At 32.4% G+C, this 16,302-nt stretch carries 10 protein-coding genes; 6 read left to right on the forward strand and 4 right to left on the reverse strand.

Going from position 1 to position 16,302, the window contains the following annotated elements:
* Nucleotides 1–1,806 (reverse strand): SPFH domain-containing protein (locus ACKVOV_RS07185; RefSeq protein ID WP_409206083.1); only part of this gene is annotated, 1,806 nt, incomplete at its 3' end.
* 221 nt (nucleotides 1,807–2,027) lie between these two features.
* The gene (gene lpdA, locus ACKVOV_RS07190) at nucleotides 2,028–3,416 is read right to left on the reverse strand and encodes a dihydrolipoyl dehydrogenase (protein ID WP_409206084.1); all 1,389 of its coding nucleotides are present in this window, start codon (nucleotides 3,414–3,416) and stop codon (nucleotides 2,028–2,030) included.
* Between the two features lie 279 nt (nucleotides 3,417–3,695).
* On the opposite strand from lpdA, the gene ACKVOV_RS07195 reads away from it, so the two are divergent.
* The 6 genes from ACKVOV_RS07195 (at nucleotide 3,696) to ACKVOV_RS07220 (ending at nucleotide 14,854) form a co-directional block, all read left to right on the forward strand.
* Nucleotides 3,696–4,910, forward strand: a complete 1,215-nt coding sequence (locus tag ACKVOV_RS07195) for an RsmB/NOP family class I SAM-dependent RNA methyltransferase (protein WP_409206085.1) — start codon at nucleotides 3,696–3,698, stop codon at nucleotides 4,908–4,910.
* Between the two features lie 121 nt (nucleotides 4,911–5,031).
* A complete protein-coding gene (locus ACKVOV_RS07200) occupies nucleotides 5,032–6,150 on the forward strand; it encodes an endonuclease (protein ID WP_409206086.1) in 1,119 nt (372 codons plus the stop codon).
* A gap of 182 nt (nucleotides 6,151–6,332) precedes the next feature.
* Nucleotides 6,333–8,114: an endonuclease gene (locus tag ACKVOV_RS07205; protein WP_409206087.1), complete on the forward strand. Its 1,782-nt coding sequence runs from the start codon at nucleotides 6,333–6,335 to the stop codon at nucleotides 8,112–8,114.
* 185 nt (nucleotides 8,115–8,299) lie between these two features.
* Complete coding sequence (locus ACKVOV_RS07210) at nucleotides 8,300–10,411, forward strand: endonuclease (protein WP_409206088.1); 2,112 nt, start codon at nucleotides 8,300–8,302, stop codon at nucleotides 10,409–10,411.
* Between the two features lie 130 nt (nucleotides 10,412–10,541).
* Nucleotides 10,542–14,198 carry a phosphoribosylformylglycinamidine synthase gene (purL, locus tag ACKVOV_RS07215; protein WP_409206089.1) on the forward strand — a complete coding sequence of 1,219 codons (3,657 nt, stop codon included), beginning with the start codon at nucleotides 10,542–10,544 and terminating at the stop codon, nucleotides 14,196–14,198.
* A 230-nt stretch (nucleotides 14,199–14,428) separates the two neighbouring features.
* On the forward strand, nucleotides 14,429–14,854 hold the full coding sequence (locus tag ACKVOV_RS07220) for a lipocalin family protein (protein ID WP_409206090.1): 426 nt from the start codon (nucleotides 14,429–14,431) through the stop codon (nucleotides 14,852–14,854).
* A gap of 114 nt (nucleotides 14,855–14,968) precedes the next feature.
* Here ACKVOV_RS07220 and ACKVOV_RS07225 read toward each other — a convergent pair whose 3' ends face one another.
* Together ACKVOV_RS07225 and ACKVOV_RS07230 are read right to left on the reverse strand one after the other, a co-directional pair.
* Complete coding sequence (locus tag ACKVOV_RS07225; RefSeq protein ID WP_409206091.1) at nucleotides 14,969–15,784, reverse strand: class I SAM-dependent methyltransferase; 816 nt, start codon at nucleotides 15,782–15,784, stop codon at nucleotides 14,969–14,971.
* Between the two features lie 40 nt (nucleotides 15,785–15,824).
* On the reverse strand, nucleotides 15,825–16,301 hold the full coding sequence (locus ACKVOV_RS07230) for a DUF421 domain-containing protein (RefSeq protein WP_409206092.1): 477 nt from the start codon (nucleotides 16,299–16,301) through the stop codon (nucleotides 15,825–15,827).
* Nucleotide 16,302: the final 1 nt, after the last annotated feature.

The following is a 16,302-nucleotide window of genomic DNA, read 5'->3' on the forward strand; positions in this document are numbered from 1 at the left end:
AATTAACACGTCTGGAATAACTTTAATATTTCCTTTCCCTATTTCTTCGGTAATTTTATATTTTGCAAAGTTATCTTCACCCATTGCAGTAACTTGTAATTGATAAGCTTCAGCAGTGGATTTACCAACTGCCATAATTTTTTCAGCTTCAGCCAAACCAGTTTTAGAAATTCTTTCAGCCTCAGCACTTGCAGTAAGTTTTGTAGCTTCTGCCTGTGCTCCTGCTCTAGCTTTCGTAGCTTCTGCTTCTGCATTAGCTCTCATTTTTGTAGCTTCAGCTTCAGCATTTACATTCAATTTTAAACTGGTAGCATCACCTTCGGCTTTTTTTACAGTTGCATCTGCTGTTCGTTGTGCAATTTCAACACTTTGTGAAGCTTTTACAATTTCTTTTTGCATATCTGCAATAGCAGTTTCTTTTTCCATTCCCTGACGTTGTTCCTGCGCCATTTTTTGGGTTTGATATGTTTTTTGTTCTTCTTCTGCAATTTTTCTATCGGTCAACGTTTTCATCAAAGATTCTGGAGGCACAATATCACCAATCAGAGTATCAACAGCATTCACATTGTATTCATCTAAAACTACTTTAATATGATTTTTTGCAGATTCTTGACGTTCTTTTCTTGTACTTAAAAATGAAATCACATCGCTTTCTTGAGCTGAGTTTCTAAAATAATTTCCAATTGTTGGTTCTAAAACTTGAGAAACAAGATTATTCATACTTCCAAATCGTGCAATTACTTTTGGAGCTTCATTTGCGGGTACGTGTATAATTTGCGATACATCTAAATTAAATGGGAAACCATCTTTAGAACGAACAGTAATGGTAGATAAATTTTGATCTAAATTATGTGACTCACTTCTGGCGTCAGCCCAGTTTAGTACTAAGTTTGTAGTAGGAACAGGTTCTAATTTAGTAGTATATTTATTTAAAGCATATTTACCAGGGCCAAGTGGCTCCATCCAAACACCACGTTGTCCTTTAGAAACAATATTACCATGTTTAAATGTATCTCCTGTTACATCCTGACCATCTTCTCCGATATAAGAAATAACTACTCCTACATAACCAATAGGTACATCTGTCATTGGGTTTTGTTCAATTTGAATAGCCCAAGTATTAATATAATAGGAACCTGCTAACATAACTTGGGGTTGTAAGCCACGGTTTCCACCTTTGGTAAGAAATTCATCAAAATCTTGAAAGTTATTATGACCCACAACATTTGTTCCAGCAATTTGTCCCAACGGTATTGGCTCACCATCTAATGCTGTTACAATACCAATCATATTTTCAAAAATCTTAATTTGATCAGCAATAACTATCTCAAAAAGGAAAGTATTGATACGATAAGAACCTGTTGTAATAAATGCAGTTTGTCGCCCTTTTTGACCACCATTATCTAAAAAAGATTTAGCATCCTGAAAGTTATCGCTTGGAACTTTTCTTGCTAAAATACGACCTGTCGGAATTTCTTTTCCATCTTTACTTAAAATCAATCCAATTTTTCCTTCAGGAATAATTGTAAATGCAGTCATATCTACCGAATATTGCCAAATCCACATTCCCCAATATAATCCTGGGGCTAATGTTTGTGCTTGAAAACCAGCCTCTCCTTTTGTAGCAATAATTCTGCTATCGGGAAGAGATTTATCAGCTCCAAAAAGAACAAATTTCTTAGTAACTAGACCAATTTTATCTTCAGGAACGATTACCATTCCAAAAAATACTCGTAAAACAAATTTGTAAAAAAGAATGGATAAAATAATTAAGATTATCCACCAAAAGCTAAAAATACTTGTCATGTTTTTATGTTTATTTATTAAAATTATTCTGATTAAAATTTTAGATCTATGATTATACGACCACTTATTGTAAAAGTTACATTTTTATAATATAATATTTTCTAAAATAATTAATCATTTAACTATCAATATAATACATATATAATAAAAAACCGCTTTGCTTTTGCAAAACGGTCTCTATATCTAAGAAGTCTAAAAATCTGACTCTCTAATAATCTAATTTACAAATGAATTACTTCTCCATAAGCATCAGCAACGGCTTCCATAACAGCTTCACTCATTGTTGGGTGTGGATGAATTGCTTTAAGAATTTCATGCCCAGTAGTTTCTAGTTTACGTGCTACAACTGCTTCTGCAATCATATCTGTAACACCAGCACCAATCATGTGACAACCTAACCATTCTCCGTATTTTGCATCAAAAATTACTTTTACAAAACCATCTGGTGTACCTGAAGCTTTTGCTTTTCCTGATGCAGAAAATGGAAATTTACCAATTTTTAATTCATATCCTTTTTCCTTTGCTTGTTTTTCAGTCAGACCTACTGAAGCAATTTCTGGCGTTGCATAAGTACAACCAGGAACGTTACCGTAATCGATTGGATCTACATGTAATCCTGCAATTTTTTCCACACAATTAATTCCTTCTGCCGATGCAACGTGTGCCAATGCTTGACCTGGAGTAACATCTCCAATAGCGTAATAACCTGGAATATTGGTTTGTGAAAATGCGTTTACTAAAATTTTATCTTTATCAGTAGAGATTCCTACTTCTTCTAAACCTATATTTTCGATATTTGTTTTGATTCCAACTGCCGAAAGTAATATGTCAGCCTCAATAGTTTCCTCTCCTTTAGCTGTTTTTACAGTAGCTTTTACTCCTTTTCCTGAAGTATCAATTTTTTCTACAGAAGAAGAAGTCATAATTTTTACTCCTGCTTTTTTCATAGAACGCTCCATTTGTTTCGAAATATCTTCGTCTTCAACAGGAACAATATTTGGCATAAATTCTACAATAGTAACTTCAGTCCCCATTGCATTATAAAAATGAGCAAACTCTACTCCTATCGCACCAGAACCCACAATTATCATCGATTTTGGTTGTTTTGGCAAAGTCATTGCTTGTCTGTAACCAATTACTTTTATACCATCTTGTGGTAAGTTTGGTAACTCACGAGAACGTGCGCCAGTAGCAATAATGATATGATCTGCATTATATTCGGTAACTTTATTATCTTTATCTGTAACGTCAATTTTTTTACCTGGTTTTAGCTTTCCAAAACCTTCAATGACATCAATTTTGTTTTTTTTCATCAAGAATTGAACACCTTTACTCATATCTCCAGCTACGTTTCTACTTCTAGAAACTACAGCGCCAAAATCTTTATCAAATGCAGGAACAACTAATCCATAATCTGAAGCATGTTTTAGGTAATCAAATACTTGAGCCGATTTTAGTAAAGCTTTTGTTGGAATACAACCCCAATTTAAACAAACACCACCCAAGTTTTCTTTTTCGACAACTGCAACCTTAAACCCTAATTGCGAAGCTCTAATCGCAGTAACGTAACCTCCAGGACCACTTCCTAAAACAATAATATCGTATTTCATAATATAATTTTGTAATGAATTTTCAGTTAGCGAAATTAAGCAAATTATAAATACTACTAAAAATAATCAATGCTTTTTTTAGGGCATTTTAACTAGCTATTCGTTACAATCTTTTTAATCTCTAAAAAAACGAGGCGAAAAAGGATTTTTACTATAAACAAAGTTAAATGAACTCAAATAAAAATAAAGCAATGTGAAGTAATTAGGAACGCAAAAACTCTATCTTTAATATGCAACTTTTATGTTTATATTGTACCTTTGCACCTCAATTTTAGAAAAATGAGATTACATAGAAATTTAGTTTACACCACAATAGATTCATTAAACGCTATTTTCAACGAAGGAGAATATGCAGATAAAGTAGTTGCACGCGCTTTGAAAAAGGACAAACGTTGGGGAAGTTCGGATCGTAAGTTTGTTGCCGAAACCATATATGAAATTGTGCGTTGGAAGCGTTTATATGCTGAAATTGCAGAAGTTAAGGAGCCTTTTGATCGTGATAACATCTGGAGAATGTTCGCTTCTTGGGCTGTAATGCGTGGATATCCTATTCCTGATTGGAGACAATTAGAAGGAACTCCTGAGCGTAAGATAAAAGGGCGTTTCGACGAATTATCTAAAACGAGAGCTATAAAGGAATCTATTCCTGATTGGATGGACGAACTTGGTGTAAAAGAATTGGGTGAAAAAGTTTGGGCTACCGAAATTAATGCTCAGAACCAACCTGCAAAAGTTATTTTAAGAACAAATACATTAAATACAACTCGCGAAAAATTACGTGCTATTTTAATGGATTTAAATATAGATACCGATATATTAAAAGACCAACCAGATGCTCTAGTTCTAAAAGAGAGAGCAAATGTCTTTTTAACAGATGCTTTCAAACAAGGTTTGTTCGAAGTTCAAGATGCTAATTCTCAGTTAGTAGCTGCATTTTTAGATGTAAAACCAGGAATGAGAGTGGTTGATACTTGTGCTGGTGCTGGTGGAAAAACCTTGCATTTGGCTTCCTTAATGGAAAATAAAGGGCAACTTATTGCGATGGATTTATACGAAAGCAAATTAAAGCAATTGAAACTTCGTGCTAAGCGTAATGGTGCTTTTAATATCGAATATAAAATTATCGATTCTACAAAAGTTATTAAAAAATTAACAGAGAAAGCAGATAGAGTTCTTATTGATGCACCTTGTAGCGGATTAGGAGTTCTAAAACGTAATCCAGATGCAAAATGGAAATTACAACCAGAATTTATTGATAATATTAAAAAAATACAAGCAGAAGTTCTAGAAAGTTATTCAAGAATAGTAAAGCCTGGAGGAAAACTAGTTTACGCCACTTGTTCTATCTTACCTTCTGAAAATCAGGAGCAAATAGAGAAATTTCTAACTACCGAAACTGGAAAAAGCTTTAAATTTATTGAAGATAGAAAAATTCTGGCTTCAGAGTCTGGTTTTGATGGTTTTTATATGGCATTGTTAGAGAGAAAAGCATAAGGAAACTTATTTATTAAATATTACTAAAACTTAAAGTTTAATTAAAAAAAGTTTTTTTTAATTTTAATCACAAAATTAGGCTTATGTTTGTCAGCCCAAATTTTTTTAAATTTAATTTATTATGAAAAAAATCTACTCGTTTATTGCAATTTTTATTGCATGTATAGGATTTGCACAAATTCCGGCTAATTATTATAGTACTGCTACAGGAACAGGTTATCCGCTTAAAACACAATTGTACAATATTATCAAAACACACACAACCTTAAGTTACACACCAGGTTTATGGAATTTATATCCGTCTTCTGATGCAAAACCAGCGCCAAATTCTGCTCAAGTTTGGGATACTTATTCTAACTGTAATATGCTTTTTGGGACAGTTGCAAGTGGAGGAAACCAAGACAATGGGACTTTAGGATCAAATCCATGCGAACGATTTAATAGAGAACATACTATGCCAAAAAGTTGGTTTGGAGGAATAAGTGCCACACCTATGTCAACAGATGCATTCATTGTAATGCCAACGGATAAAAAAATTAATGGATTACGAAGTAGTTATTGTTACGGAATCGTTGGAACAAATACGATTTCAACGTCAGTAATGGCCTATACAACCTGTAAATTAGGTGATAATGTTGCTCCAAATTGTCCAGCAGGAATGACAGTTTTTGAACCTGCGGATGAATTTAAAGGTGATTTTGCAAGAAATTATTTTTATATGGCAACTTGTTATGAAAATTTAATTGCTAGTTGGCAAAATATTGACCCAAATGGAGCAAAATTTTTCGACGGAACAAACACCACTTGTTACCAATCATGGGCATTAAATATGTTGTACCAATGGCACTTAGCCGATCCTGTTAGCCAAAAAGAAATTGACAGAAACAATGTTATCTATTACAATGCAAATGGTCAGGGAAACAGAAACCCATTTATTGATCACCCAGAATGGGTTCAAGCAATTTGGTCAGCCAATTTAGCTACTAACACTTTTGATATTGCCACAACAGCTATCAATGTATATCCAAATCCTTCAAACGATCATAGAATAAATATCGATTCAGAAGCAATTTTAGATCAAATTGAATTAATAAATGTAAACGGACAATTAATGCAACAAATTAAAAATCCAGTTTCTCAAAATCATACTTATACTTTAGAAAATTTATCTCAAGGATTTTATTTTCTTAAATTGAGTTCCAACGATAAAACAATTATTAAAAAAGTGGTTATAAACTAAATTAAAGCGGCTGATTAGCCGCTTTTTTTGCCTGTTCTAATTATAGAAAAATCATTAATTATCAATATAAAAGAATAAAAAATTATCTGTTTTTTACACAACACAACTAAACTTTGTAGAAATACGTTTGTATAAAATTTTAACCCTTTAATCATAATAATTAATTAACAAAACCGAAGTAAATGAAAAAAATATACTCACTTATTGCAATTCTTATCGTTTGTAAAGGATTTGCTCAAATTCCAACAGGATATTATAACAATGCTACTGGAACTGGAGCAGTTTTAAAAACTCAGTTGTATAATATTATTAAAGGACATACAGATAATGGCTATAATGGTTTATGGACTACTTATGCTACTTCAGACAGAGATCATCAGTACGAAAACGACAATACCATTATGGATATGTATTCGGAAAATCCAACAGGAGTAGATCCTTATACTTATACTTATAGTACTAGCCAATGTGGTAGTTATTCAGGCGAAGGAGCATGTTATAATAGAGAACATATGATTCCTCAATCTGTCTTTAACTCTTCATCTCCTATGGTTGCTGATGCGCATTTTATCACCCCTACAGACGGAAAGGTAAATGGACAGCGTTCTAATTTCCCACATGGAACCGTAGCTACTGCTTCTTGGACATCACTTAATGGAGGTAAATTAGGTTCAAGCTCAATTGCAGGATATACTGGAACTGTTTTTGAACCAATAAATGAATTTAAAGGAGATATTGCTCGTATGTATTTCTATTTTGTAACTAGATACGAAAATACAGTTTCTAGTTATTCTTATGCTGTATTTAGTGGAAATACTTATCCAGCTATTGATCCAGCTTTTTTGGCTATGCTTATAACTTGGCATAATAATGATCCTGTAAGTGCATTCGAAATTGCTCGAAATAATGCTATTTATGCAAGACAAAACAATAGAAATCCATACATAGATCATCCAGAATATGTTGGTTTGGTTTGGGGCGGAGGAAGTTGTCCTGCAGATACTCAAGCACCTACTACTCCAACTAGTTTGACTGTTAATAGTGTTACTTCATCTACGATTTCTTTGTCTTGGACTGCTAGTACTGATAATATAGGTGTAACTAACTATGATATTTATGTAGATGGTGTAAAATTAGCTTCAAGTGGTGGTGCAACTTCAATAGTATTAAATGGATTAAATCCAGCTACTACATATAACATATACATTGTTGCTAAAGATTGTCAAGGAAATGTTTCTGTTGCTAGTACTACTGTTACTCCTACAACAAGTGCAGGTGGAAGTTGTTCTAGTCCAATTGATGAAAATTTTGAAAATATTGGAGCAAGTGCAACTAATTATGCAATAAGAACGTGGACAAATCCATCTACGAATATTTCTTGGACTGCTACCGATGCTAGAACAGATCAAACAATAAATACAAAAGCAATTACTATAAGAAATGGAGCTTTGACTTCAGGGACTGGAAATATTATAGATGGTATTGGAGATTTAACTATTACTACTCAATTAAAATTTGGTACTGTTGCTGGTACTTTTACTGTAAAAGTAGATGGTAATGCTGTTGGAACAATTCCTTATAGTACAACACTTGCTACAACAACTATACCTGTAAATATTCCTGGAACAGTTGTACTAAGTATAGATACAAATAGTATTGTTGCAAATCGTGTAGCTTTTGATGATTTATCTTGGAACTGTTATTCTGGAGTATTATCTAATATATCGTTTAACGAAAGTAGCTTCAAAATATACCCTAATCCTTCAAATGGAAAATTTAAAATTGATTTTGAAGATTCTGGAAATTATTCAGTAGAAATATTTTCTCTAATAGGTCAAAAAGTATTTGAAGAAAAAGAAACTAATAAATCTAATATAACAATTTCTCATCTTCAAACTGGGATGTATTTAGTCAAAGTAACTAAGGACAATAAATCAATTGTTAAAAAGATTGTTATTAACTAATTAAAAAGCGGCAAATTTGCCGCTTTTTTTATGGCTACTTTTATTGTAAATAATTAATTATCAATAATAAATAACTTAACTATTAGTTAATATTGATTCTATACTAGTTGTTTTATTTACTAATATTTTTGCATGGATTTTAAATTTTAAACAAAATAGAATACTAATCAACAAACATTAACTAAATGAAATTAAGACTACAATTACTTGCGTTACTATTTTCAATTTATTCATTTGCTCAAATCCCCACAGGATATTATAGTACAGCAACAGGAACAGGCTACACACTAAAAACTCAATTGTACAATAAAATTACAGGTCACACAAATAATGGTTACGCAGGACTTTGGACAACTTATTCTACCTCAGACAGAGACAATCAATACGAAAATGATAATTCGATAATAGACATTTATTCTGAAAATCCAACAGGTGTAGATCCTTATAAATACACTTACGGAACTAGTCAGTGTGGAACTTATAGTACTGAAGGTGGTTGTTATAATAGAGAACATATTATTCCACAATCTGTATTTAATTCTGCATCACCTATGGTTGCCGATGCTCATTTTATTCCACCAACTGATGGAAAAGTGAATGGTATGAGAAGTAGTTATCCTCACGGAACAGTTGCTGTTGCCTCTTTTACATCATTAAACGGAAGTAAATTAGGAACAAGTTCTGTTGCTGGTTATACAGGAACAGTTTTTGAACCTATAAACGAATTTAAAGGAGATGTAGCTAGAATGTATTTTTATTTTGCCACTCGTTACCAAAATACAGTAGCAACTTACTCTTATGACATGTTTAACGGAACAAGTAATCAGGTTTTTACCACTCCTTTTTTAAATATGCTTTTAGCTTGGAATGCTCAAGATCCAGTTAGTGCTAGGGAAATTGCTCGTAATAATGCTATCTATGTTCGTCAAGGAAACAGAAACCCATTTATAGATCATCCAGAATATGTAAATATGATTTGGGGAGGCGGTGTACCAACTTCAGATACTCAAGCTCCTACAGTTCCAGCAAATTTAATTGCTTCATCAATTACAGCAACTTCATTAAATTTATCTTGGTCTGCATCTACCGACAATATTAGTGTTACGGGTTATGATGTTTATATGAATGGTGCTCTTAAGACTTCAGTGACAGCAACATCAGCATCAATAACTGGACTTGCAGGATCAACGACTTATTCTTTTTATGTTAAAGCAAAAGATGCTGCTGGAAATAGTTCTGCTAATAGTTCAACTATAAATGCAACAACCACAGTACCAGCAGACGCTCAGGCTCCAACAAGTCCAACAGCATTAAATGCATCAGGAATAACAACCACATCAATAAATTTAAGCTGGACTGCTTCGACTGATAATATTGCTGTTACAGGTTATGATGTATATATGAATAGTACTTTAAAAACATCTGTTACAACAAATAGTGTTTCTATATCTTCCTTAACAACTGGAACGACTTATTCATTTTATGTAAAAGCAAAAGATGCTGCTGGAAATGCATCAACTGCAAGTAGTACAATTAATGCTACAACAACGAGTACTTCATCTGTTACTGATTTATATTTTTCTGAGTACTTAGAAGGTTCTTCTAACAATAAAGCTTTAGAAATTTCAAATGCTACAGGAGCTTCTGTAAATCTTTCTACATATAGTATAAAAAAACAAACCAATGGTGCAGGCGCTTGGAGTACAGGAATAACACTTTCTGGAACAATTGCAAATAACGGAAAATTTGTAATTGTAAATAGTTTAATTTCTTCTACTTGTTATTCTACAACAACTGCTAATTTATCTACAACTTCTACAGATATGACTTTCAATGGAAATGATGCTGTTGGATTATTTAAAAATGGTATTCTTATAGATGTAATTGGAACCTTCAATGGTGGTACAGCAAACTTTTCGGCCGATGAAACTTTAAGAAGAAAAACAACCGTAACTGTTCCTAAAACTACTTTTAATAAAACAACCGATTGGGATGTTTTCGCAATAGATACTTGTACTGGATTAGGAAACAAAATTGGAAATACAAACGAAATAAAAGTAATAACAAATACTAATTTTAATCTTTATCCAAATCCATCAAACGGAAATTTCGATATTATTTTTGGTAACTCAAACGAAAATTATTCTGTCGAAATCTATTCATTAATAGGTCAAAAAGTATTTGAGAAAGAAAATGCAAATTCAACAGTATCTGTTTCTAACCTTCAAAAAGGAATTTATTTAATAAAAGTAACAAAAGGAACCGAATCGATAACTAAAAAGATGATTATCAGATAAATATAAAAGCGGCAGAAATTGCCGCTTTTTTTATTCAAAATTTAATCTTTAATTATTAAATTTGCATTTACAACTACACCCGAGGCAAAGCCGACTTGTATGGAGCGCAGCGGAATAAAAATACAACAACATGATTTCTTTCTTCGGAAACAAAACCAACACAATTTTTGCTGTTCAAACACAAAGTGAAATTTCGGCAGAAAACATTTCAAAATTAAAATGGCTTTTTGCAGACGCGAATCAAATAAATAAATCCGTATTAGCGGATTTTTTTATTGGCCCGAGAGCCACAATGATTACGCCTTGGAGTACAAATGCAGTTGAAATTACTCAGAATATGGGAATTTCAGGAATTATAAGAATTGAAGAATTTCAAATAGTTTCCGACTCATTTACAGATTTCGATCCAATGCTTTCACAAAAGTATACAGAGCTAAATCAAGATATTTTTACAATTAATATTCAGCCAGAACCTATACTAAATATTGATGATATTGCCGCTTACAACAAACAAGAAGGTTTATCATTAAGTGAAGAAGAAGTCGATTATTTAGATAATTTATCTACAAAAATAGATCGAAAATTAACAGATTCTGAAGTTTTTGCTTTCTCACAAGCCAATTCAGAACATTGTCGCCACAAAATTTTCAATGGAACATTTGTAATTGATGGTGAAGAAATGCCTTCGTCATTATTCAAATTAATTAAAAAAACATCAGCGGAAAACCCAAACGATATTGTATCAGCTTATAAAGATAATGTAGCTTTTGTGAAAGGTCCAAGAGTACAACAATTCGCACCTAAAAGTGCCGATAAACCTGATTTTTATGAAATTAAAGAATTTGATTCAGTTCTTTCATTAAAAGCAGAAACACACAACTTCCCTACGACTGTCGAGCCTTTTAACGGCGCTGCCACTGGTTCTGGAGGAGAAATACGAGACCGTTTAGCAGGTGGACAAGGTTCGTTGCCATTGGCTGGAACTGCAGTATATATGACTTCGTATTCTCGTTTAGAGGAAAATAGAAACTGGGAAGATACCGTTGCCGAAAGAAAATGGTTGTATCAAACACCAATGGATATTTTGATAAAAGCATCTAATGGCGCTTCAGATTTTGGAAATAAATTTGGGCAACCATTAATTACGGGTTCAATATTGACATTCGAACATGCAGAAGAAGCTCGCAAACTAGGTTATGACAAAGTAATCATGCAAGCTGGTGGAATTGGATACGGAAAATTAGACCAAGCCATTAAGAAAAAACCACAAGCAGGTGACAAAATTGTAATTCTTGGCGGAGAAAATTATAGAATCGGAATGGGTGGCGCTGCCGTTTCTTCTGCAGATACAGGTGCTTTTAGTACTGGAATCGAATTAAATGCTATTCAACGTTCAAACCCAGAAATGCAAAAACGTGCTGCTAATGCCATTCGTGGTTTGGTAGAAAGTGATCATAATCCAATTGTTTCTATTCACGATCACGGCGCTGGTGGACATTTAAACTGTCTATCAGAATTGGTTGAAGAAACTGGAGGTTTAATCGATTTAGATAAATTGCCTGTGGGAGATCCAACACTTTCGGCAAAAGAAATAATTGGTAACGAATCTCAAGAAAGAATGGGATTGGTTATTGGTACAAAAGATATCGACATTTTACAAAGAATTGCCGACAGAGAACGTTCGCCTATGTATCAAGTTGGTGATGTTACTGGTGATCATCGTTTTACTTTCGAATCAAAATCTACTGGTGCAAAACCAATGGATTATGCTTTGGAAGATTTCTTCGGAAGCTCTCCAAAGGTGGTTATGACTGATAAAACGATAGATCGAAACTATTCAGAATTAGAATATACTTCAGCTAAAATTGTAAATTATTTAGAGCAAGTATTACAATTAGAAGCAGTTGCCTGTAAAGATTGGTTAACCAATAAAGTAGACCGTTGTGTAGGTGGAAAAGTAGCCAAACAACAATGTGCAGGACCATTACAGTTACCGTTAAATAATTGTGGTGTGATGGCTTTAGATTATCAAGGAAAAGAAGGAATTGCTACTTCTATAGGACATTCACCAATAGCTTCATTAATTGACCCCGTTGCAGGAACAAGAACAGCTATTGCCGAATCTTTATCAAATATTATTTGGGCTCCTATAAAAAATGGTTTAGACGGAATTTCACTTTCAGCCAACTGGATGTGGGCTTGTAAAAATGAAGGAGAAGATGCTCGTTTGTACCAAGCAGTAAAAAGTTGTTCAGATTTCGCTATCGAACTGGGAATCAATATTCCAACTGGAAAAGATTCACTTTCGATGAAACAAAAATACCCAAATGACGAAGTAATTGCGCCAGGAACAGTGATTATTTCAGCCGCAGGAAACTGTACTAATATTACTAAAGTAGTAGAACCTGTTTTGCAACGTAATGGCGGTTCTATTTATTATATCAATTTATCGCAAGATGATTTTAAATTAGGAGGTTCATCTTTTGCTCAAACATTAAACAAAGTAGGGACTGAAGCACCAACAATTAAAGACACTTCTTTCTTTAAAAAGGCTTTTAACACGATACAAGATTTAATAAAAGACAGACAAATTGTTGCAGGTCATGATATTGGAAGTGGCGGGTTAATTACTACTTTAATGGAAATGTGTTTTGCAGATGTTAATTTAGGTGCAAAAATTGATTTTTCTATTTTTGAAGAAAAAGACATCATTAAATATCTTTTTGCCGAAAATATTGGAATTGTGTTTCAAGCTAAAAATGATGAAATTCTAGAGAATAAATTAAAAGAAAGTAATGTGTCTTTCTATAAGATAGGTTCAGTTACTTCGACTGAAACTTTAGACCTTGGATATTTGACTTTCGACATAAACAAATACAGAGATATTTGGTATAAAACATCTTTCCTTTTAGATTCAAAACAATCTAAAAACGGAATGGCTCAAGAGCGTTACAACAATTACAAAAACCAACCCCTAACCTACTCTTTTCCAAATCATTTTGACGGAAAAGCGCCTGTTATTGATTATTCGAAACCACGTCCGAAAGCAGCAATTATTCGTGAAAAAGGAAGTAATTCTGAACGTGAAATGGCAAATGCGATGTTCTTAGCTGGTTTTGATGTAAAAGATGTGCACATGACCGACTTAATTTCAGGTCGTGAAAATCTAGAAGACATACAATTTATTGGTGCCGTAGGTGGATTCTCAAATTCTGATGTTTTAGGTTCTGCCAAAGGTTGGGCTGGAGCATTTTTATACAATGAAAAAGCAAATGCAGCTTTAAAAAATTTCTTCAAAAGAGAAGATACGCTTTCTGTAGGTATTTGTAATGGTTGTCAGTTGTTTATGGAATTAGAACTCGTAAATCCAGAGCATAAAGTTCATGGAAAAATGTTGCATAACAATTCACAAAAGCATGAAAGTATTTTTACATCGGTAACAGTTCAAAAAAATAATTCGGTGATGCTTTCTTCTTTAGAAGGTGCAACACTTGGAGTTTGGGTTTCTCATGGAGAAGGAAAATTTAATTTACCAGAAACAGAAGAAAATTATAATATCGTAGGAAAATATGCTTACGAAAGTTACCCAGCAAATCCAAATGGTTCCGATTATAATACTGCGATGATGTGTGATACAACTGGTCGTCATTTAGTAATGATGCCACACATAGAACGTTCGACCTTCCCTTGGAATTGGGCAAATTATCCAACCGATAAAAAAGATGAAGTTTCGCCTTGGCATGAAGCTTTTGTAAATGCAAAAAAATGGATTGAGAAGAAAAAATGATAATATCATTTTTTAATTTGATTCTAGTACCATTTCCTAAAATCATATAAATTTAAAAATATAAGGGTTTAATTTTTTAATTAAAATTGAACTCTTTTTTTTATTATTCTATGTTTGGGAATATCTTTATTTGTTAATAATTAATTATACAACTATTTTAAATAATTCTATAACATTCCCGCAAAGCTTTGCTAATAACTTTGGAAATATAAATCTTAAAGAATTTAATTATGAAAAATCGAAGTATATTACTAGCATTAGCATTAAGTATAGGGTTGTTAACAGCCTCTTGTAATCATGATGATGACGGAAATGGAGGAGAAACCATTGTTCCTTTAACAGGAAAATGGGAAATTAGCAAAATAGGTACTACTGTTGGAGGTACAGAAACATTAACTGATGCACCACAAAATCAAAGTGGATGTAATAAAGATTATATGGAGCTAAAAATTGATAATACTGTAATTGAAGGAGATTATGATTCTACACTTGCTCCATGTTCTTTTACTACTGCTGAGGGAATTTATTCCAGATCACATAATAACTTAACAAGAGCCATTAATGGAGTAACTACTGTTCAAGATATTGCAAATCTTACCATTCATGAACTAAAGTTAAAAGATGCGAGTGGTAATATTGAAGTTTATGTTAGATAATAATTTATCTTCTACAGAAATTATGACTTTTTAAAATGAGTCATAAAAACGGAAATAACTTAATAGTTATTTCCGTTTTTTTAATACCTTGCTTTTGATAAAATATTTTAAATTCTATTTCTTGCGAAGTAACATTGTAGTATGCATACAAGAATAGACTTGTTCTATTTTTGTAATATTCCAATCTTTTGCTACCATTTTTGCTATTATTCTAGTTTTAAAAGCATTATTTAGAGGCAATAAATTCATTAACACACCATATTTGCTTTTACCTAAGATTCCTCTAATTTGAATAACATCAAAATTATTTTTTATTTTAGATAATGTTATCTTTGTAAATGGCCATTCCCAATCTTTATCACTCTGAAAAGGTCTATATAAAGCCCTTAAAACTTTTACAGGAAAACTAGTTTCTAGTGGATCATAAGATACAATAACACCATTTGTAACTAATTTTTCTTTTAGTTTTGTTACTAATAAATCGAAATTTTCAAAATGATGTAAAACTCCATAAGCATAAATAACATCGAAATTTGTTTGAGAAAATTCTGGTGACAAAAAATCGACTGCAATTGCTGAGGCATTTTTGCAGTTGTTTTGCTCAATCTTTTGTTGAAGAATAGCAATAGAAATATCACTCAAATCGATTCCTATATATTCCTTGGCATTTTGCGCCATGTAAATAGACAAATAATTACCCTTTAAGCAACCTAAATCTAATATTTTTTTGTTACTGATATCTCCTAGCCAAATTTTATGTTCGTCGTAAACACGATCTTTAATATCAAATTTCTGTCTAAAATCACTTAAAATTCCATTTCTAAAAGAAGCCCATAAAGCTGTTGCTATATTACCTTTAGATTTATCTTCTGAATTATAAAAATCTTTTTGACGCTTATTTATTTCTAATATTTCTTCAGTCTCTTTCATTATAATTATTCTAATTTGGGTATTTGTTAATGTTGCACTTCTATTTTTTACCGACTAAGTTTTTGTGAACATTTTTTCTTTTGTAATGGGTTTGCATTAAATTATCTTTTCCAGAAATTATGCTAATATTTCCGTCTATTTCAAACATAGCTAATTTTACATCATTATAATGTTCAATACCATGTTCGCGAATAGCTTCTTCTAATTCGTCGGAAGTAATGCCTAATCGAGCAAGCGTTTCAAACTCGGTTATTCCGTTATGTATTAAAATTTCTGGTTTGTCCTGTACTAAATTTTTAATAAATGACGATTTTAGCATTACTTTTTTAAAAATATAATTGATACAAAACAAAGCAAATGCAGCAATAATTCCACTAATAAGTGAAGTATTAGCACCAACCATTGAATTTTGTACAGAATTGCTTATCAGTAAAATAAGAATAACATCGGCAGTATTTAATTGTGACAATTCTTTTTTACCAAATATTCTTAATGCTATTAGCATAAAGAAATAGATG

The sequence above is a fragment of the Flavobacterium sp. genome (genome assembly GCF_046153165.1).
Lineage (GTDB): Bacteria > Bacteroidota > Bacteroidia > Flavobacteriales > Flavobacteriaceae > Flavobacterium.